The 19712-nt window shown below is 38.6% G+C and carries 19 protein-coding genes and 6 pseudogenes; all 25 read left to right on the top strand.

Annotated features, from left to right (window positions below; all coding sequences use genetic code 11):
* The 25 genes and pseudogenes from M44_RS22835 (at window position 1) to M44_RS12085 (ending at window position 19480) form a co-directional block, all read left to right on the top strand.
* Window positions 1-1045, top strand: a pseudogene (locus M44_RS22835) (type IV pilus twitching motility protein PilT).
* Window positions 1045-2256 (top strand): type II secretion system F family protein, encoded by a 1212-nt coding sequence (locus tag M44_RS12200; protein WP_010173994.1) that lies wholly within the window; start codon window positions 1045-1047, stop codon window positions 2254-2256. The pseudogene M44_RS22835 and the gene M44_RS12200 overlap by 1 nt, the downstream one beginning before the upstream one ends.
* Window positions 2257-2375: 119 nt before the next feature.
* On the top strand, window positions 2376-2831 hold the full coding sequence (locus tag M44_RS12195) for a pilus assembly FimT family protein (protein ID WP_010173993.1): 456 nt from the start codon (window positions 2376-2378) through the stop codon (window positions 2829-2831).
* 2 nt (window positions 2832-2833) lie between these two features.
* Window positions 2834-3582 (top strand): annotated as a pseudogene (locus M44_RS22830) (prepilin peptidase).
* Window positions 3583-3627: 45 nt separating this feature from the next.
* Window positions 3628-4584, top strand: a complete 957-nt coding sequence (gene pilM / locus M44_RS12185) for a type IV pilus biogenesis protein PilM (protein ID WP_010173989.1) — start codon at window positions 3628-3630, stop codon at window positions 4582-4584.
* A 1-nt stretch (window position 4585) separates the two neighbouring features.
* Complete coding sequence (locus tag M44_RS12180; protein ID WP_010173987.1) at window positions 4586-5203, top strand: hypothetical protein; 618 nt, start codon at window positions 4586-4588, stop codon at window positions 5201-5203.
* A complete protein-coding gene (locus M44_RS12175; protein WP_010173986.1) occupies window positions 5200-6120 on the top strand; it encodes a hypothetical protein in 921 nt (306 codons plus the stop codon). Before M44_RS12180 ends, M44_RS12175 begins: the two co-directional genes overlap by 4 nt.
* A gap of 11 nt (window positions 6121-6131) precedes the next feature.
* Window positions 6132-6584 (top strand): type II secretion system protein, encoded by a 453-nt coding sequence (locus tag M44_RS22825; RefSeq protein ID WP_010173984.1) that lies wholly within the window; start codon window positions 6132-6134, stop codon window positions 6582-6584.
* A gap of 99 nt (window positions 6585-6683) precedes the next feature.
* The gene (locus M44_RS12165) at window positions 6684-6875 is read left to right on the top strand and encodes a hypothetical protein (RefSeq protein ID WP_010173982.1); all 192 of its coding nucleotides are present in this window, start codon (window positions 6684-6686) and stop codon (window positions 6873-6875) included.
* A gap of 61 nt (window positions 6876-6936) precedes the next feature.
* Window positions 6937-7632, top strand: a complete 696-nt coding sequence (locus tag M44_RS12160) for a hypothetical protein (RefSeq protein WP_010173980.1) — start codon at window positions 6937-6939, stop codon at window positions 7630-7632.
* Window positions 7633-7773: 141 nt separating this feature from the next.
* Entirely contained in the window at window positions 7774-8331 is a 558-nt protein-coding gene (locus M44_RS12155) for a Maf family protein (protein ID WP_010173978.1), read from the top strand.
* Window positions 8332-8364: 33 nt separating this feature from the next.
* Entirely contained in the window at window positions 8365-8937 is a 573-nt protein-coding gene (gene radC, locus M44_RS12150; RefSeq protein WP_010173976.1) for a RadC family protein, read from the top strand.
* A gap of 425 nt (window positions 8938-9362) precedes the next feature.
* Entirely contained in the window at window positions 9363-10208 is an 846-nt protein-coding gene (locus M44_RS12145) for a hypothetical protein (protein ID WP_010173974.1), read from the top strand.
* A gap of 55 nt (window positions 10209-10263) precedes the next feature.
* Window positions 10264-10431 carry a group II intron reverse transcriptase/maturase gene (locus M44_RS29980; RefSeq protein WP_155814962.1) on the top strand — a complete coding sequence of 56 codons (168 nt, stop codon included), beginning with the start codon at window positions 10264-10266 and terminating at the stop codon, window positions 10429-10431.
* A 121-nt stretch (window positions 10432-10552) separates the two neighbouring features.
* Window positions 10553-10693, top strand: a pseudogene (locus M44_RS12135) (JAB domain-containing protein); the annotation flags it as partial.
* A 126-nt stretch (window positions 10694-10819) separates the two neighbouring features.
* Entirely contained in the window at window positions 10820-11839 is a 1020-nt protein-coding gene (locus tag M44_RS12130) for a rod shape-determining protein (RefSeq protein WP_010173971.1), read from the top strand.
* Window positions 11840-11863: 24 nt separating this feature from the next.
* A complete protein-coding gene (mreC, locus tag M44_RS12125) occupies window positions 11864-12763 on the top strand; it encodes a rod shape-determining protein MreC (protein WP_010173969.1) in 900 nt (299 codons plus the stop codon).
* A 198-nt stretch (window positions 12764-12961) separates the two neighbouring features.
* Window positions 12962-13282: a hypothetical protein gene (locus M44_RS27040; protein WP_155814961.1), complete on the top strand. Its 321-nt coding sequence runs from the start codon at window positions 12962-12964 to the stop codon at window positions 13280-13282.
* Window positions 13283-13358: 76 nt separating this feature from the next.
* A pseudogene (gene minC, locus M44_RS22820) lies at window positions 13359-14034 on the top strand (septum site-determining protein MinC).
* Window positions 14035-14036: 2 nt separating this feature from the next.
* Window positions 14037-14840 (top strand): septum site-determining protein MinD, encoded by an 804-nt coding sequence (gene minD, locus M44_RS12110; RefSeq protein WP_010173962.1) that lies wholly within the window; start codon window positions 14037-14039, stop codon window positions 14838-14840.
* Window positions 14841-15017: 177 nt separating this feature from the next.
* A pseudogene (locus M44_RS22815) lies at window positions 15018-16237 on the top strand (ISL3 family transposase).
* A 122-nt stretch (window positions 16238-16359) separates the two neighbouring features.
* Window positions 16360-17119 (top strand): annotated as a pseudogene (locus tag M44_RS22810) (peptidoglycan DD-metalloendopeptidase family protein).
* Window positions 17112-17978: a M50 family metallopeptidase gene (locus M44_RS12095; RefSeq protein WP_010173959.1), complete on the top strand. Its 867-nt coding sequence runs from the start codon at window positions 17112-17114 to the stop codon at window positions 17976-17978. The pseudogene M44_RS22810 and the gene M44_RS12095 overlap by 8 nt, the downstream one beginning before the upstream one ends.
* Before the next feature lie 60 nt (window positions 17979-18038).
* Window positions 18039-18293, top strand: coding sequence for a hypothetical protein (locus M44_RS12090; protein ID WP_010173957.1), 255 nt, complete (start codon window positions 18039-18041; stop codon window positions 18291-18293).
* Between the two features lie 83 nt (window positions 18294-18376).
* Window positions 18377-19480 carry a ribonuclease E/G gene (locus tag M44_RS12085; protein ID WP_237705279.1) on the top strand — a complete coding sequence of 368 codons (1104 nt, stop codon included), beginning with the start codon at window positions 18377-18379 and terminating at the stop codon, window positions 19478-19480.
* Window positions 19481-19712: the final 232 nt, after the last annotated feature.

The following is a 19712-nucleotide window of genomic DNA, read 5'->3' as shown; positions in this document are numbered from 1 at the left end:
ATGAAAGATAAAATTGATTTGCTTTTACGTGCAGCATTTGAATTAAAAAGCATCAGATATTCATTTAACAATCGGAACACCTCCTGTATTTCGTCAGCATGGTGATTTAAAGAGATACGGAAAAGTAAATCTAACTAAAGATGATACGGAAGGAATGGCACGAGCCATTATTCCTGAACATTTGTGGAGTAAGCTTGAACATGACGGTGAGCTAGACTTCTCCTACGGAATTCCTGGAGTCTCCAGATTTCGAATTAACGCGTTTAAGCAGCGTTCATGTTATTCCCTAGCCATTCGTGTTGTTCCAACCTCTATTCCATCTTTTGAGGATTTGGAGTTGCCTCCAGTTATCAAGGAATTAGCTAATTCACCGCAAGGATTAATCCTAGTAACTGGACCAACTGGTTCGGGAAAATCAACGACCTTAGCTAGTATGATTAAGTACATGAACACAAGCATGAGGAAACATATTATTACACTTGAAGATCCCATTGAGTATTTACACAACCATGGTACGTCAGTGATTGATCAACGAGAGGTAGGGTTTGATACCCTTAGCTTTGCCAAAGGATTACGAGCCGCTTTGCGTCAGGATCCCGATGTAATTTTAGTTGGAGAGATGAGAGATTTAGAAACCATCCATACAGCGATTACGGCTGCGGAAACAGGACATTTAGTGCTAGCCACACTTCACACATCCAGTGCCCCTGCTACGATTGAACGAATTGTAGACGTCTTTCCACCAGAGCAGCAATCTCAAATTCGGATTCAGCTTGCCTCTGTTCTTGTCGGAATTGTGTCTCAACGCTTGTTCCCTCTCGTAGATAAAAAAGGAAGAAAAGCGGCAACGGAGGTTCTGATTAATAACGCGGCTATCGCGAACTTAATTCGTTCTGAAAAGGTTCACCAAATCGCCAATATCATGCAAACGAGTAAATCAGCTGGAATGCATACGATGGCGAGTAGTATAAAAAGCTTGTATGAGGCAGGACTAATTGCCAAAGAATTAGCCCTTCCCTACTTAAAAGAGGAGAGTCATTCATAATGGCCCGTTTTAAATATACGGGAAGAGACCGTAAAGGCAAAAAAACAGCCTATATTACAGCTGATAATAAGCGGGAGGCAATGGTTAAGTTAAAAGCTCAAGGTGTTCGAATTGTTAGTATTCAACAAGTACAAGAGAGTATCTTAGCAAAAGATGTGACCATTGGGAATCCTGTGAAGCTTCAGCATATGGTCATCTTCCTTCGTCAATTTGCCACTCTATTAGAAGCTGGGGTAACTGTTGTAGATGCAACCAAGATTCTATCAGAGCAAACGGAAAGTAAACCTCTTAGAAAAGCGCTCATTGAAGTTGAAAAAGAAATCAGAGATGGAAATCCAATCTCAGACGCTTTAAGTCAGCATAAAAAGATTTTTGAACCGATGTTTGTTAACATGATGCGAGCAGGGGAAGCGACAGGGAGCCTGGACGAAACCTTAAATATGCTAGCCGTTCATTATGAAAAGCAGTATCAAACAAAACAAAAAATCGTTTCAGCCCTTGCTTATCCTGCAGTTGTTGGATTGATTGCTATAGGAGTTGTGATTTTTTTACTCGTAGCGGTTGTTCCTACGTTTGTAGGGATGTTTGACGATTTTGGAGGAGATTTGCCGGCGATCACGAAATTTGTCATTGGTAGTAGTGAATGGATGCAGAAATATTGGTATCTTGTTGTTGCATTCATGATTTTGCTAGCAATTGGTTTCGTATTTTTAAGGCAAAATCCTAAAACGAAATATTATTTAGACGTAGCAAGTCTGCGAATGCCCATCTTTGGTGGGCTCATTCAAAAAGCCGTACTTGCAAGAATGACACGCACGATGAGCTCACTCGTATCAAGCTCTGTGCCCATTCTCCAAGCGATTTCTATATGTGAAAAAGTAGTGGAGAACGAAGTGGTGAGTCGGGTACTAGCCCAGTCCAGACTCTCATTAGAACGAGGAACATCATTCACTGACCCAATGAGAAAACACTGGGCGTTTCCACCGCTCGTTACCCAAATGATCGCAATTGGGGAAGAAACGGGATCTCTTGATGCCATGCTAGGAAAAGTGGCTGATTTCTATGAAAAGGAAGTAGAGGCAGGAACTGACCGATTGAAATCTCTAATCGAACCACTTATGATTGTTGTATTGGCCGCTTTAGTGGGAACCATTGTTTCTTCTATTCTTGTGCCAATGTTTGAAGTGTTTAATCATGTCGACAGCTACTAGAAAAATTTCTTAAAATTTACAAATGTATTGTTGTTTCGACATGGAGATGTTGTATAATAAAATAAGACTAGATTACTAACTAGAAGACTAGTAAATTAGGAAAATGGAGGGATATACCAATGTTAAACATGGTAAAAAAGTCAGTGAAAAATGAGCGTGGACTAACGCTTATCGAGTTACTAGCAGTTGTTGTTATTTTAGGGATTATTGCTGCGATTGCGATTCCTAGTATTGGTGGGTTGATTAATAACTCTGAAAGAGATGCACACATTGGTACTGCTCAACAAATGGTAAATGCTGCAAGGTTAGCTGTTACTTCCGATGAGAGCTTAGTTGGTCAAGACTTGACATTACAAAATCTCATTGACCAAGGATATTTAGAGCCTGTTGAAGACCCGACTGGTGTTGGTTATGAAACTACAAACAGCATTGTTTCTGTTGATAATCAAACAGGAACAAATGCTGTAGCTGGAGTTTATGATTATACTGTTACACTTGAAAATGCAGATGGACATGAATATATGACTGCTGAAAATCCTTCTACTGTTACTCGTAGTGATATAACATTACCATAAGGATGGTTGGAATAATTTTCTTCCTCTACGGCACCATCTTCGGCTCTTTCTTTAACGTCGTGGGCCTAAGAATACCCGTAGGGCAATCGATTGTCAGACCCCGCTCAAGCTGTCCTACATGTGGACATGAGCTAACAGCGAAGGAACTGATTCCAGTTCTATCATATGTCATTCAAGGGGGGAAATGTCGCCAATGTCAGGCTGGCATTTCCCTCTTTTATCCTATTATGGAGCTTTTGACGGGGCTCTTGTTTCTTGTTACATATATCCATTTTGGCTTCAGTCCAAACCTGATCATTGGGTTAACGCTCTGCTCCCTTTTTATCATTATCACGGTGTCCGATTTAAAGTATATGATTATTTCAGACCGTGTTCTCTTATTTTTTGCTAGTGTCCTTTTCATCGAACGTTTGATATTCCCGTTAACACCCTGGTGGTCGCCTTTTTTAGGGGCAGTTGTTGGCTTTCTCCTCTTACTTTTTATTAGTGTGGTGAGTAGAGGTGGCATGGGGAGGGGGGAGACATTAAGCTGTATGCTGTGATTGGTCTGGCTCTTGGCGTGAAACTTACATTGCTTTCGTTTTTCTTAGCCACTCTTGTTGGTACGGTGGTAGGTGCGATAGGGATGATAATAGGAATGGTTCATAAGGGAAAACCGATGCCTTTTGGGCCTTTTATTGCAATTGGTAGCCTGCTTGCATTCTTTTATGGTAATGAACTGATACTATGGTATCTGGATTTATTCTTATAAGGATGAAGCGGGCGCTAGCTGCCTTTATTAAAGGGGAAATATTCGTTGGATTTTACATTATTTAAGCAAACAAATCGAATAGCGAATCTAGTGTTCACAGATGAAGCCATCCGCCTTGCTGAAGTTAAACAAGGGAATCCTTTCCAAGTTGTGAATCTTGAAGAGAAGCTTTTGCCAGCTGGTGTTATTAGCGATGGTAAAATTCAAGATCGTGAAACGCTCGAAATGATTTTAGAAGAAATAATCGCTCTTTGGGGGTTGAAGAAGCGGAAGGTTCGATTTGTAGCACCTGATATGTATATTGTTATTAGAAAAATGCTCATTCCTTCGGATATAGCAGAGGATGAAGTGAGAAATTATTTGTTCCTTGAAATAGGTAACAGTATTCATTTACCGTTCGAAGATCCGTTATTTGATTACTTATTACTGGAAGAAAAAGAAGGAAAGCAAGAAATTTTACTATTTGCTTCTCCTGAAGAAGTGGTTCTTTCCTATCAAGAGATTTTAGAAGATGTTAAACTTCAACCGATTGCCGCAGATATCTCTCCTCTATGTTTGTATCGTTTTTATCATGGTATGCAAATGACGAATGGGCAAAACCATGAAATGATTTTGCATTTTGATAAAAAGCTGTTAACACTTACGATCTTTAATCATCATCGACCTATATTCTTGCGACCTCTTTCTCTACAAGGAGAAAATGGAGTCATTGTCACTGAACAAGAAGAATCTGTTCTGTTTTCATTAGAGGATACATTTAAAGAAGTGGAAAAAGTGATGAATTTTTATCGTTATACGCTGAATAAAGACGAAGCTAGTGTCAATAAAGTGTTCGTTATTGGAGATCATCCCCATCTTTCTGAAATCTTTGATCATTTAAATGATCGGTTTGATGTACGTGTTGAAAGTATGCCAATTATTGAAAGCTACAATAAGGATGATGCATTACTAGATCCAAAATTTGTAGTGGCTATCGGTCTTGGCCTTAAAGAGGTGATATAAATTGCTCGTAGAAATTAATTTATTGCCTCAGAAAGAGAAAAAACGACAAATCCCAATGCTTATTGCTATTATCCTATTAATACTTTCATTTATCGTAAGTGCTGGTATGTTCATTCTCACTCAGTCTATTAATGGTGTAATTGAAGACCAGGAAATCATTTTACAAGATTCAATTGAATTTAGAATTGCGCTTGAAGCACAGTTGAATTCGTACAATAGCTCCAATAATACGGTGCAATTGGAAGAAGCTGTGCAATGGGCGGAAAATTATCCTCTTGAGACCGTACCAGTATTAAAAAGCTTGATTGGATTATTGCCAGAACGTGGTTTCTTTGAAGAATTTGGTTATGAAGAAGATGGTACGATTACGCTTAAAGTGCGATTTGATACCACTCGAGATGCTGCTTACTACTTAACCAATATTGAAGGGGATCTATGGTATAAAGAAGCGGAGCTATTGACGCTAGAAGTGGACGAAGAGGTTGTGACAGAAACTGTTGAACAATCAGCCCTTGAAGAGAATGAATTACTTCCACGTTATGTAGCGGAGTATACGATTACAGTGGATAAACTACTCGTTAAACAAGAAATTGAAACACTAGAGGAGGAGGAGGAATGAATAGTCAATTAGATCGTAAGGAACTTCTAATGATTGTCTCTTCTTTTCTTATTGGTGTGTTATTGATTTCGAGTTCTTATTTTTTCTTATTAAAGCCAGCTCAGGAAGAATTAGAAGAAATAGAAGAAAAAGTAGCCGCTGAAGAAAATATTATATCTGTGCTAGAGTCAAGAGTGTCGGAAATTCAGCAAGAGCAGTTTACAAGTACAGCTAGTCTGCAGCAGAAAGTTCCCGTTAAGCCTATCACAGATCAGCTCTTATTAAATTTTGAAAAAGCTGAAACGGTTTCAGATTCTTACATTACGAAAATAGAATTTACAGATGGTGATGTTACGACTCCTTTAACCATTGAGGAAGAAATTAAAGAGGATGTAGCAGAAGTTCAGCAATTTGGTGACCAAGACACTCAAGAAACTCAAGAAACTCAAGAAACTCAAGAAACTCAAAAAACTGTAGATTCGTCTGAGGAGCCTGTTGAACCAGTTGAAGGGGAAGGAACGGAATTAGAATCCGCCCCGACCCAAATTCTTCCAGAAGGATTAAAGAAAGTCACCGCTACGTTGACCGTAGAATCTGCTACGTACTTTGAAATGGAGAAGTTTTTATCTGTTTTAGAAAACTTACAGCGGATTGTCGAAATTGAAGCCATTACATTTGGAGGCTATAAAGATTTAATACATACGGTGGACGGATTTGAGCCTGTAGAGTTTAAAGTAGAAGTGTCGGCATATTACCTTCCAACGTTAGAAGAATTAGTAACGGAATTACCACAGTTAGACGCTCCAACACCAAAGAATAAGAGAAACCCGTTCTCTTCCTATCCGAGCCTAACGGATGAAGAGGTTGAATCGTCTGATAGCGTGACAGATGAAACGGATACAGAATCAGCGGATGAGCCTGATTCATCAGAGGAATAAGGTGAGAGAATATGGAGAAAAGAAACCAAGGATACACACTCGTAGAATTGTTAGCCGTGATTGTTATATTAGGCATTCTTGCCCTTATATCCATTTTATCTATCACTCAAATTATTGACCGTTCAAAACGACAGGCTTTTGTTTCAAATGCCTATGTGTTAAAGGATGCCGCTCAAATTTACGTGAAAGATACGATACTTCAAGGGGGAACCATTGACCAAGTCTCTTACGAAACCTTGGTTACAGAAGAACTAATTGAACCAATTACAGATCCATTTACGAAGAATCCTATTATCGCTTCAGGTAACCCTAGCTTTTTAACCGTTGAAGGCGACCGAATCACGGGGGTCTGTTTCTACGGGGAGACAAAAGTGCTATGTGCATCAGACGAGGAGGATGTTTCACTAGATAAGGCGATTGCCTTCTCAGAGATTTCGAGTGAAGATGTTGTTGATAAACAGTAGAACTTGACGAAACATTCACGAACAAGACGACAAAAGTCTTGTTCTTTTTTTTTCTCTCTATGCTAGGATAGGACAAAATGGACAGGGAGGAAGGGTGAAATGAAAAGTGAGAAAGAAATCAAAGTGAAGATTAACGGTGAGACGAAAACATTTACAGAAGGACCTCCTGTACATGATTGGAAGGCTGGATCTGATGAAGTCGCTGCTTCTGAGGAAACACAAAAAGAGACGACGAATGAGCATAAAATATATTATTTTCCTCAAAAAAATAGTAAAACGGAAAAATCCTAGACTTCACCGTTCGACAGTAAAGCAACCATCTGGTTTTCGTATATGGAAATTAGTAGGACCTATGTTAACGGCTGTATTAATTGGTGTGTTACTGGGTGTAATTATACTCCAAATGATTAAGCAAGATAAAAATGAACCGACTAGCGCATTAGTTGATGTTACAAACACTAGTAAAGAAGCCAATGAGGGAGCAACAGAAGTGTTAACCCCTTCCACTCTACCTGGATTTAATCTACATGTCGTCCAAGGTGGTTATTTCTCTCAACAAGATTCGGCTACAACCCAGTTAGCATCTTTTAAAGATAAAAATATTCCTAGTGAAGTGCTGACCATAAACAATGAGTATTATATTTGGACTGGTCTCGCAAGTACAAAAGAAAGCGCTGATAAGCTTGAAACAAGCTACAAAGAATTGGGTGTAGATGTGTTTGATAAATCTATTGGCATTCCAGCCAAAGACATTACCCTTTCTGAAGGGGATGCTCAAACAGTAGGAAAAGTAGCTACTGTATTTCCTGAGATGGTAAAAACCTACTCTTCGTTTCAATCTACTGGAAAAGCAGAGGTGACAGTATTCAAAGATCAGATTGCGAGTATTTCAGGTGCAGCTACAGCGAATGAAAACGTAAAAAAACTGCAAGCAGCTGTCTCAGAGGCCTATCAATCTCTTGAAACGTATGTGAGCGGAGAAGGAAATGAATCAGACGTCCAACAAAAAATGCTTACGGTATTAAAAGAGTACTTATTAGTAAACTAAATCATTTTCTGGGAAATAAATTGTCAGGGCATGCTTTGGTAACATTTTTATGAATTGAAGTCTCCTAAGATTGAGTCTTTTCACAAATTTTGGTAGGATAAGAGTGTATCTCCCACTAATTCGGATAAGGTGTTGTTATATGTGAAAGACTATCTCATTTTAGCGTCAAGTTCACCAAGAAGAAAAATGCTATTAGAACAAGTAGGACTATTATTTGACGTCAAGACTAGTGATGTTGATGAAAAGATCGACAAGAGCTGGACTGCAAGTGAAACGGTGCTGCAATTATCGTACGAGAAGGCAAAGGCTGTTTTTCAGCTGCATCCAGAAGCTATTGTTATTGGAGCGGATACTGTCGTAACCCTTGATGGAGAGATCTTAGGGAAGCCGAAGGATCATGCAGAAGCGGTGCGTATGTTATCTTCCCTGTCTGGTCGAACTCATCAAGTGTTAACGGGTGTGTCCATTCTCTCTCCAGGAAAAGAAGAACGTTTTTATGAACAAACAGATGTTACGTTTTATCCATTAACAGACATGGACATCACACAGTATATTGAAAGCGGTGAACCTTGGGATAAAGCAGGAGCTTATGGTATCCAAGGGTTAGGGTCAATATTGGTAAAAGGTATTGTCGGAGACTATTTCAATGTGGTTGGATTACCACTTGCTTCGGTTTATCGTAAGGTTGTATCCTATTAAGGTAGATATGTGTGAACCTTAAGGAGGAAAAAAATGAATTCGCCATTAATGATTAAAGATGTCCCTCTCCACGATCGTCCCCGCGAACGAATGCTTTCAGCTGGTCCTCAAAGTGTGTCGAACCATGAATTACTAGCCATTCTTCTACGTTCTGGCTCAAGAGATGAATCGGTCATTCATTTAGCCAATTCCCTTTTACACACGTTTGATGGGCTGCGCTTATTAAAGGATGCCTCACTTGAAGAATTGACCAGTATGAAAGGGATAGGTCCGGCCAAGGCTGTTCAATTAATGGCTGCGGTTGAACTAGGAAAAAGAATTCATGATTTAACGTATGAGGATCGATATGTGATTCGTTCACCTGAAGACGGAGCCAATTATGTGATGCATGAAATGAGATTCCTATCGCAAGAACACTTTGTTTGCCTCTATTTAAACACCAAAAATCAGGTCATCCACAAACAAACAATCTTTATCGGTAGTTTAAATGCTAGCATCGTTCACCCTAGAGAGGTGTATAAAGAAGCATTTAGACGGTCTGCTGCCTCTATTATCTGCATTCATAATCATCCATCTGGTGTGCGCCTATACGGTTTAACAATGTAGTGATTTTTTAATCTAGAATACCTTACACGTTCTATGGTCGTTGTCTAACCTGAAGAGGAAACTCAAAATGGGACAATAGCATGACAAGTTGACCAAGCAATGCATGGTAAAAGCTATACTGCCTGAAGCCTAGGTGAAAGGGCGTAGGGTGCGCTATCCTGCTACAGGGTAAAAATAGCATAATATGATGGCACCAGAATCATATTATCGTAAGGGCTATTTTCCTCCACAATTGTGAAACACCGAACGGGCTACCTACCCATTGCGTATCTACATGTTAAATAATTTAGGGATTGCCTAAGTGAAGAAGTCTTCTTCATATGGTAACGGAATCTTCGTAGTACTCAATCGTTTGCTTGTAATGAGTTTAGCACGGGGAAGGGAGATAGGCTAAAGTCAACGTCTAATAGAAAGGAGTCATGAATATGGCAAGAAATCCATTTCTGCAACTAGACGTTTTACACAATCGCTATAAAATGAACAAACCATTAACAGATTGTTATCGTCTCATTTTTCACAGGAAGCTGTGGTCAACCCTATTCTCTGCTAGAAAAGAAGAAGAGATTGAAAGTAGTTGGCTCCATTGCCTAAGCAAGAAAGGCAGGCTTTACACCGCTAAAAAATTAGAAGATACTTATCTCTATTCCGTAGTAACGTATACCTTATCCCAAATCTTTATTCCCCATGAAACCTCCCACATATATGTTTTGCAAGGTATCAAAAATTGGAAGGAGGTAACACACTTTTTAACAGGTACCATCTCCTCCCTCACTCCTAAAGTTCTTCAACACAAAGTCGACAGCTTTCTGCAGGCAACTATACAAGATTCTAAATTCAATCAATTGGTCATGAGGTTGTTAAAATGGACACGTCAATCCTCTGCATCCAAAGAGGTGAAGAAATTTTTGTCGCTTTGTGAACGACTAGCACTTCTTCAGCTTGACAAAGAAATGCGTATCCAATTCGAGAGAATAGGGATACATGCTTATTACGTTAGATATGACGTGGATGTACTAATTGGGTTTCATGGAAAAGAAAAGGCCTTTCAAGAAAATCCCTTTTTATCTTTACCTATTCAGTTTTCTAGTCATCGAAAAAAGAAGAGAGTGGATTTTTTACAACATAGAATTACGGCCGTGAGGAAAGCTAATGAAGAAATTAGTCGCTCCCACCATCTCATACAGATTACGATTCCCAAATTAGAACTAATCCAATTCTCCAAGAAATATGGTACGCTTCAACCTTTTCGAAGTAAGCATCGCCCTATTTAATGTATAAGACGGAAGAAGAAATCAGGAGAGTTTACCAAAGAGAATGGACTGAAATGTGGAACTTTACAAGGTTGCGTCTAATAAACGTATCTTGAAAAAAGTCATGCATCTAGCTAAAGGGAGCTTCTTAAAAACCATCGCGGGGAAACGTAAGAGTACGGTAAGGAAAGTGATAGAGAAAAGGAAAGACTACTGCACTGTGACAAATTTAATGAAATTGTAACTATCTTTGCTTGTTCATTTATCATTAAAATAGAAGTAACAGCCGGCGAGCCGTATACACTGAAAGGTGTACGTACGGTTCTGTGGGAGGAAAGAGGATATTCCTAGCTTTTCTACCCAACGATCCAACTCCAAGCAGAGAGGATATAGAAGTAACGAAAAGATTAGTAGAATGTGGTAAGATAATTGGCATAGAAGTGTTAGACCACCTCATTATTGGAGAGAAAAAGTATGTTAGCCTTAAAGAAAAAGGCTACATATGATACTATGAATTTTTATAGGCTTGGGATATAATAGAGCTTATGATTTTTATTCAATAGTTGAATTAAAACTGTATAATACTATTTGACATCTATCGGATAATCCGTTTAGAAAGGGAGATACAACTTATGTTTGGAATTGGTAATCGTGATTTAGGTATAGATTTAGGAACGGCTAATACCCTTGTTTATGTAAAAGGAAAAGGGATTGTCGTCCGTGAGCCATCCGTTGTGGCAATTGAAAACGAATCAAAAACGATTTTAGCTGTAGGAAACGATGCGAAAAATATGATTGGTCGTACGCCGGGAAATGTTATTGCTAAAAGACCTATGAAAGATGGAGTTATTGCAGACTATGATACAACGGCTGCTATGATGAAATACTACATTAAACAGGCGTTAAAAAATAAAGGATTATTTTCAGGGAAGCCAAATGTTTTAGTTTGTGTTCCAACCGGTATTACGCCGGTAGAAAAACGTGCCGTTAAGGATGCGACAAAACAAGCGGGAGCTAAGGATGCTCAAACAATTGAAGAGCCATTTGCTGCAGCCATTGGTGCAAACCTGCCTGTTTGGGAACCAACGGGAAGTATGGTGGTCGATATCGGCGGCGGAACGACAGAAGTAGCCATTATCTCTCTTGGTGGAATTGTTGAAGCCCAGTCTATTCGTGTAGCGGGTGATGAAATGGACGATGCCATCACGAATTACATACGTAAAACGTACAACCTAATGATAGGGGAACGTACTGCTGAAGCAATCAAAGTAGAAATCGGTTCAGCGGGCGATCCAGAAGGCATTGAAAACTTCCAAATTCGTGGTCGTGACTTATTAACAGGTCTACCAAAAACGATGGAGATTTCAGCAGAGGAAATTGCTCATGCATTACATGATACAGTCTATGCCATTGTAGAAGCTGTGAAAAATACGCTTGAAAAAACACCGCCAGAGTTAGCGGCTGATATAATGGATAGAGGAATTGTCTTAACTGGAGGAGGAGCCCTTCTTCGTAACCTAGACAAAATTATTAGTCAAGAAACCAATATGCCTGTTATGATTGCGGAGGATCCTTTGGATTGTGTAGCAATTGGAACGGGTAAAGCATTAGATAACTGGGACGTTATTAAAGATAAATCAGAAGACCGCTAATTATGAAAACTGAGGTGTAATATCATGCCACAATTTTTCCTGAATAAACGTTTAATCGTTCTTCTAATTAGCATAATAGTGCTCGTGGCATTGATTGGGTTTTCCATTCGCGACCGAGATGAACTACCGTGGACAGAGAAGTTTGTGAAAGATATTGTTGGTTTCGGTCAATCTCTAGTTGCAACGCCCGCTTCTTATGTGGCGGGCTTTTTTGAAGATGTGAGTGATCTTCAAAATACATACTACGAAAATCAAAAGCTAAAAGCACAGTTAGAAGAATTAGCCGTACTTGAAACTCAAGTGAAAGACTTAGATAGTGATAATCAAGAGTTAAGAAGACTACTGAATATAACAGAGAATATACGCAGCTTTAACCCCATTAATGCAACGGTCTACTCTAGGAACCCTGACCAATGGAATGAACTTTTATCCATAAGTGCAGGCGAAGCTCAAAATGTTGAAAAGGATATGGCCGTCATTTCATCAAAAGGATTGGTGGGGAAGATCAAGACGACCAACCAATTCTCTTCTACTGTTGAATTGATTACGTCAACAAACACTACTAACAGAATATCTGTAGAAGTAAGAAGTGAAGAAGTTGTATTTGGTCTTATTGAAGGATTTGATCAAGAGAAAAATAAATTACTTGTCAAGAAAATTCCTTTTGATAAGGAGATAAAAGAAGGCGACAAAGTAGTCACATCAGGGTTAGGTGGAGTATTTCCCAAAAATCTACTTGTCGGAACGGTCACTGAAGTCATCATTGATGAATTTGGCTTAACTAAAACAGCTTTTGTTGAGCCTGCTGGAAACTTCTATGACTTAGAGCATGTCTTAGTTGTGGACCGCGAGCTTATCACCAATGCGGATATTTTTGAACACGAACAAAAAACTGAGGATAAGTCAGAAGAGGAGGAAGAATAATGATTCGCTTCCTTCTTCCTGGTGTTATCCTGCTTCTTGTTTTATTTTGAAAGTGTTTTTGTTCAATTCTTTTCACTCGTATATTTTCCAGATATGACCATTGTTCCTAGATTTTTATTACTCTCCTTGTTTTTTGTGAATGTGTATTATGATAAAAAAGCAAGCTTCATTTATGCAGTCATTTTTCGGGGTTTTTTTATGATGTTTATCATACAACGATTTTTGGAGTGTATTTGTATTTGTTGCCTGGATTGCTTTTATTTGTTCTCAAAAGCATCTAGGGGGTTTGATACGAATGTCGTATTTACATCTTTTTTATCCCTTCTAGGTTTAATGATTGGCGAATTTATTCTATATGCTTTTCATTTAATGATCCAAAATACTTCTGTTACGTTTCAAGAGTTCTTACTCGAAAGGCTCGTTCCAACCATTGTGTTAAATGCAATCATTCTTCTTCTATTTTCCTATCCATTTAAGCAATTTCTCCTATGGATTAGAAAAAGAATCTTGGACATTTAACGGTATTTTTGAAAAAAATAAAGGGTATTGTAAGGGGTTTGTCGAATTAGTTGATGACTGAGGTGAAAGACAAGCGATGAAAAAGAAACCACATGTAATGATAAAAGGAACAAAAGACGGATTAATTTTACACTTGAGTGATACCTGTTCCATGGATGAATTAGTGCAAGAGTTAGATCAGAAACTAGCCTCTCACTCGAAGTTAGAAACAGAGACTCCTTTGTTGAGTGTTAAAATACAAACAGGGAATCGATACCTTACAGAAAATCAAAAAGAAGACATTCGAACTATCGTTCGACATAAACGAAATTTAGTAGTAGACGAAATTACTTCAAATGTAATGACCAATGAAGAAGCAAATAAAATTAAAAGAAGAAAACCATATTTCTTCGAAAGTTGGAGTTATTCGTTCAGGACAAGTATTAGAGGTTCCTGGTGATTTATTGTTAATAGGTGACGTAAATCCAGGAGGAACAGTACTTGCGGGAGGAAACATTTACATAATGGGAGCATTAAAAGGGATCGCACATGCAGGTTATGCTGGAAGCAATTCGGCTGTCATTGTTGCTTCCAAAATGGTTCCAAATCAGCTGAGAATTGCCACCCATGTTAACCGTGCACAAATGAAGGAAGCTCTAACTCAGGAAATGGAGTGTGCGTATGTTAACGAAGAAAATCAAATCGTTATAGACCGCTTACAAGTGTTAAAACAGCTTAGACCACAAATTACTAGTTTAGTAGGGGGGTATTGATGATGGGAGAAGCGATTGTCATTACGTCTGGAAAAGGCGGCGTTGGAAAAACAACTACATCGGCGAATGTAGGAACATCTCTTGCCATTCTTGGAAAGAAAGTTTGTTTAGTAGATACAGATATTGGTCTTAGGAACTTAGACGTTGTCATGGGGCTAGAAAATAGAATCATCTATGATTTAGTGGACGTTGTAGAAGGAAGATGTAAAACTCATCAAGCTCTAGTCAAAGATAAAAGGTTTGATGATAAATTATTTTTATTACCAGCTGCTCAAACTAGTGATAAAACATCTGTAAATCCACAGCAAATGAAGAAATTGATAGATGAACTAAAACAAGAATTTGATTACATAGTCATTGATTGTCCTGCTGGAATAGAACAAGGCTACAAAAATGCTGTTGCCGGTGCAGATCGCGCAATTGTAGTGACAACACCAGAAATCTCTGCTGTTCGTGATGCAGACCGTGTCATCGGCTTATTAGAACAAGAAAATATTGATCCTCCAAGTTTAATTATTAACCGAATTAGAACCCATATGGTGAAAAGCGGTGAAATGCTTGATGTGGATGAAATCACCACGCATCTTTCCATTGACCTTATTGGAATTGTAGCAGACGATGATTTTGTCATTACTTCATCTAATAAGGGTGAACCCGTAGCACTAGATGCTAACAATAAATCATCTATTGCTTACCGGAACATTGCTAGAAGAATCCTCGGAGAATCTGTTCCACTTCAAACTCTTCACGAAGATAAGAATGGAGTTATGGTCAAATTAAAGAAATTTTTTGGGGTTAAAGCGTAATTCTTTTCATGCCCGATAAGAAAGCAAGTTCACTTGCTTTCTTATCGGGCATTTTATATTTTCTGGTTCTATAATATATGTTGGGGTTTCCACACAATTTGAAGAAATAAAAAAAGCACGATATCACCCATTCTTATATACTTGAATTGTCGAGAAACAAGTAGAGAGTGGGGACACGTGCATATGAATTCTAACATAGTTTTACCTGGATTTGAAGAAGTGATAATCAATAAAACTGAAGTAATTGAGGGTACCCTTTGCCTATACGTTGAAATGCCAGTAAGCAAGCATACGTGTCCAAATTGTGGTAAACACACCATGAAGGTTCATGATTATAGAATTCAAAAAATAAAGCACTTGAAGATGTTTGAGCGTAATACTCTCATTTTTTATAGGAAGCGCCGTTATACTTGTCTTTGTGGAAAAAGGTTTCCTGAGAAWWATCCCTTTATTAATCGTWATCAAMGGTTATCTACTGMATATAATCAASCCATTACAATTAGAAGTATAAAAGGGAAAACATTTAAAGAAACAGCTGAGATCTATGGTACGTCAGCTTCAACGATTGTACGTAGGTTTGACAAGGTGGCTGAAGACACGGTACAAGAAGAACCTAATGCGTTACCAAAAGTCATTGCGATAGACGAGTATAAAGGGGACACAAAAGAAGGAAAATACCAACTTATTATCGCTGATGGAGTGACAAGGGAACCTATTGATATACTACCCAACCGTTATAAAAAGACCATATCACATTATTTGCGAAAGTATGGTACGAATGTAGAAGTTGTAGTAATGGATATGAGCCCCTCTTTTAAAGCAGCTGTTCGACAAGCTCTGGGGAAACCGATTATCGTTGCAGATCGCTTTCATTTTGTGCGGTATATCTACTGGCATTGGATGGGGTTAGAAGAAGAGTACAGTCAACTTGGCATGATTATGATCGGAAAAAGTGTAAAAAGATGCGCTATGTATTCCATCGGAATTCAGAAAAGTTAACAGAAGAAGATCGGTGGTACTTAAACCGATATCTAGGATTATCCAATGAATTAAAAGTAGCTTATGAACTGAAAGAGGCATTTTCCCAGTGGTTTAATGAGGCAAAAGAAAACGGTCAGGGTTCTATTCTTCAAACCACAATTATTACAAGAGTTCTATCAAAAAGTAGAACAAGCCAATTTACCAGAGTTTAAGAAAGCTATTCAAACGCTCCAAAATTGGCAGGTAGAGATATTGAATAGCTTTGTTTATAACTTTTCTAATGGGTTTTTAGAAGGAATTAATAATCTAACTAAAGTAATGAAGAGAAATGCATTTGGATTTAGAAGTTTTAAGCGTTTTAGAGCTAAAATATTATTGACACATAAGTATAAAAAATGGGTGTTCATATTGGTTGAGGGCGAAGTAGGAATTACTTCACCCCAACATTTGACGTTGAACCTATTTCTCTCCTCTTTTTTCATAAACGTGAAAGGCTTGTCATACATTGTACAAAAGCCGTGTGGAAAGGAATGGGACAATGGGTAATCGTGCGGATGAAATAAGAAAACGAATAGCAAAGCGTAAAAGAGAAAACAGTTCGGGGGAGAGACATTCTTCAACAACTCATGATGAATCTCAATATGATACTTATGGACCGCCCCATACATCCTATGGATCACATTCTGAGAAAGAATTGCATCCACTTTTTAAGAAAGAAGTGTTCCTATTTAAAGTTCTTCTATCTGCTGTTATGGTCTTATCGGTGGCAGTATTGTACCGAATGGATGCCCCGTATTTTAATGATGCGAGAGGATTTGTCCAAAATACAATGGAGAATGAGTTTCAATTTGCCATGATTTCGGAATTCTATGAAGAACAATTTGGACAACCTTTAGCATTATTTCCAGAAAGTCCAAATGAAAGTACAGAGGTGACCAAAGAAGAGGTCGCTTTACCTGCTGTAGGAAAAGTGATAGAGAATTTTGAATCAAATGGAAAAGGGATTATGGTCCAAACCGCACCTCAATTGCCGGTTGAAGCAATGAAAGGCGGACTTGTCGTGTTTGCTGGAAAGAAAGATGATCTAGGTGAAACGGTCATTATTCAACACAGTGATAAATCTGAATCATGGTATGGGCATTTAGAGGATATACAGGTAAATGCATACGAAGCCGTGAGTGCTGGAGCGGCGATTGGAACCGTGTCAACGAATACAGAAGGACAAGGTGAATTTTATTTTGCTATCAAGCAGGATCAAGCTTTTTATTGATCCAATCCAGGTGATGACATTTGACTAACTACCTTTCCATTCTAAAGAAAGTGTATGTTCATCCTTTATTATGGCTCGTGATCTTTCTGGCGATTATTACAGGTCATTTTATCGAAATCAGTATGTTGTTATGCATTATCTTTATTCATGAAATGGGACATGGGGTAGCAGCCCATGTTTTTTCATGGAGAGTAAAAAGAATAGGGCTTCTTCCATTTGGAGGAGTTGTGGAGATGGACGAATACGGAAATCGACCGATCAAAGAAGAACTAATTGTTGTCATGGCGGGGCCTTTTCAGCATGTCTGGCTCATTGTAGTAGCGTACCTTTTACATGTGGTGAATTTGATTCCTATTTATTATTATGAAACGTTTGTATTTTATAATGGAATGATTTTGCTATTTAATTTACTCCCGATTTGCCCGCTAGACGGAGGGAAGCTTATCCATCTAATGCTGACAAGAAGATATTCCTACTTAACGAGTAGTCAATATTCCATTATTTCCTCTCTGTTATTTTTACTAGGTTTACATGTTTTCGTTCTTTTGACGGTTCCTTTTCATATTCATTTATGGATTGTTTTAAGCTTCTTATACCTTTCTCTCTATTTAGAGTGGAAGCAAAGAAAGTTTCACTATATGAAATTTTTACTAGAGCGTTATTACGGTAAAAAGGAAACCTTTCAAAAGCTAAAGCCATTAAAAGTCGAAGGGGAATGGCCGATCATGAAGGTGCTAGAGCATTTTTATAGAGGCTACAAACACCCTATTATCATCTTTGAGAATGGACGAGAAACAGGAGAGTTAGATGAAAATGAAGTATTGCATGCATTTTTTGCGGAGCACAGAACAGATGCTTTAACAAAAGATTTGCTGCTTCACTATTGACCGGCTATGTTTGTTCTATTAGAGTTACGGTATAAAATAGAACAGAGCTGGGTGGTACAAATGAAAGAATTAATAGTTAATGCTAAAGGAAGAGATAAAAGATGGGCATTACGTGAAGACGGGATGCTTCAAGAATTCCATACTAGGCAAGGGACCCACCAATCTAAGGTAGGGTCTGTTTATTATGCTGTTGTAGAAAAAGTAGTCAGTGGCTTACAGGCTGCTTTTGTGAATTTCGGAGAGGATAAGAGAGCTTTTTTATCAAAAGAGGATGTCGCGAGCTTCGCCTCCTGTAAAGACGAAAAAAACACCTAAAGCCCATCTCACACTATCTTCATCAAGGAGAGAAAATTCTCGTTCAAGTGATGAAAGATGAAACGGACTCAAAAGGCCCTAAGGTGACAGGACTCATTGAATATAAAGGGCTACATATGGTTTATATGCCAAATGGGGGATATGTCGCAGCAAGTAAAAAAATTACTGATGAAAAACGCCAAGCTCTAAAAGAATGGGCAAAAACGAAATTGCCAGCTGGTGATGGTCTTTTATTCAGAACAGTAGCGGGACACTGTGATTGGTCCACATTAGAGGAAGAGCTGAACCAGCTTATGCAGGAAAGTCAGCTTGTAGAAAAACAGCTTGTACATACTTCAGCACCTGCCTTAATTAAAGAAACGGATGCGTTTCTGAATAGCCTTTCATCCTTATTTGAAAAGGAGTGGAAAGCGGAGGATACGGTATGGGTCGATTCTGAAGAAATGCTTACCGTAATCAAACAGCATATGAGTCAAGCATGCTCTGTTAAGTTACACGTATCAGCTCAAAATATTTTCAACTCATTTAATCTTGACCATTCCGTTGGTGCCCTAATGAAACGAAAGCTTTGGTTAGAAAATGGCGGATTTATCGTATTTGATTATGGTGAAGCTTTAACAAGTATCGATATTAACACGGGAAAATCAACGAAGAATCAGAGCCTTCAGCAGACAGTCATGGAAACCAATCGGTTAGCAGCTGTTTTAATCTGTGAGCAAATAAAATTACGAAACCTAAGTGGAATGATCCTAATTGATTTCGTTAACATGAAATCGAGCCGTGATAAGCAAGAAATACTAGAGCTGGTAAAGAAAGAATGTAAAAAGGATCCAGTGCGCACCGTGGTTGTAGGATTTACTGAACTTGACGTTTTACAATTAACTCGAAAAAAAACGAGTATCTCGTTACAAGATGCTTTTACCAAAGAATGTCCTACATGCTTAGGGTACGGTAGGGTATACCACGAAGAGAATATTGCTTTAAAGCTAGAAAGAGAACTATGGGAATATGAGCAGCATGACGGAGAAAAAATAACCATTCATACGACAAACGGGGTGCATGAGTATTTTAGCGGAAAAAACTCTTCACATAAAGAAAGGTTGGAGAGAGTTCTTCATAAGGAATTGGTGTTTCGCTTAGTAGATCAACCTATTCCTTTTTATGAGATAGTCCGAGTGGATTTTTGATATGAGTTGTTCTTTTGTTGTAATGGGGTGGAGGAGTGGATAGTTAGGAGTTGTGGTAGGGCTTTGGTTTGTGCGGTAGGTGTGGAGAGTGGGGCGCATGAGAATGGTGGAAATCCTCACGAGATAAGGGTGTGTCCGCACGAAAAGCGCGCATACCCGCACGAGAAAAGGTGATAGCCGCACAGGATTAGGGAAGCCGCACGAGAATGGTGGAAATCCGCACGAGCTAGGG

The organism is Bacillus coahuilensis m4-4, assembly GCF_000171615.1.
Classification (GTDB): domain Bacteria; phylum Bacillota; class Bacilli; order Bacillales; family Bacillaceae_K; genus Bacillus_T; species Bacillus_T coahuilensis.
The sequence above is the reverse complement of the archived record's forward strand: the minus strand, read 5'-3'. Positions and strand labels throughout refer to the sequence as shown.

Excerpts from the sequence above, each read along its gene's own strand:
- M44_RS12200 (WP_010173994.1), top strand. The coding sequence starts at position 1,045 with ATGGCCCGTTTTAAATATACGGGAAGAGACCGTAAAGGCAAAAAAACA.
- M44_RS12195 (WP_010173993.1), top strand. The coding sequence starts at position 2,376 with ATGTTAAACATGGTAAAAAAGTCAGTGAAAAATGAGCGTGGACTAACG.
- M44_RS12175 (WP_010173986.1), top strand. The coding sequence starts at position 5,200 with ATGAATAGTCAATTAGATCGTAAGGAACTTCTAATGATTGTCTCTTCT.
- M44_RS22825 (WP_010173984.1), top strand. The coding sequence starts at position 6,132 with ATGGAGAAAAGAAACCAAGGATACACACTCGTAGAATTGTTAGCCGTG.
- M44_RS12165 (WP_010173982.1), top strand. The coding sequence starts at position 6,684 with ATGAAAAGTGAGAAAGAAATCAAAGTGAAGATTAACGGTGAGACGAAA.
- M44_RS12160 (WP_010173980.1), top strand. The coding sequence starts at position 6,937 with ATGTTAACGGCTGTATTAATTGGTGTGTTACTGGGTGTAATTATACTC.
- radC (WP_010173976.1), top strand. The coding sequence starts at position 8,365 with ATGAATTCGCCATTAATGATTAAAGATGTCCCTCTCCACGATCGTCCC.
- M44_RS12145 (WP_010173974.1), top strand. The coding sequence starts at position 9,363 with ATGGCAAGAAATCCATTTCTGCAACTAGACGTTTTACACAATCGCTAT.
- M44_RS12130 (WP_010173971.1), top strand. The coding sequence starts at position 10,820 with ATGTTTGGAATTGGTAATCGTGATTTAGGTATAGATTTAGGAACGGCT.
- mreC (WP_010173969.1), top strand. The coding sequence starts at position 11,864 with ATGCCACAATTTTTCCTGAATAAACGTTTAATCGTTCTTCTAATTAGC.
- M44_RS27040 (WP_155814961.1), top strand. The coding sequence starts at position 12,962 with ATGATGTTTATCATACAACGATTTTTGGAGTGTATTTGTATTTGTTGC.
- minD (WP_010173962.1), top strand. The coding sequence starts at position 14,037 with ATGGGAGAAGCGATTGTCATTACGTCTGGAAAAGGCGGCGTTGGAAAA.
- M44_RS12090 (WP_010173957.1), top strand. The coding sequence starts at position 18,039 with ATGAAAGAATTAATAGTTAATGCTAAAGGAAGAGATAAAAGATGGGCA.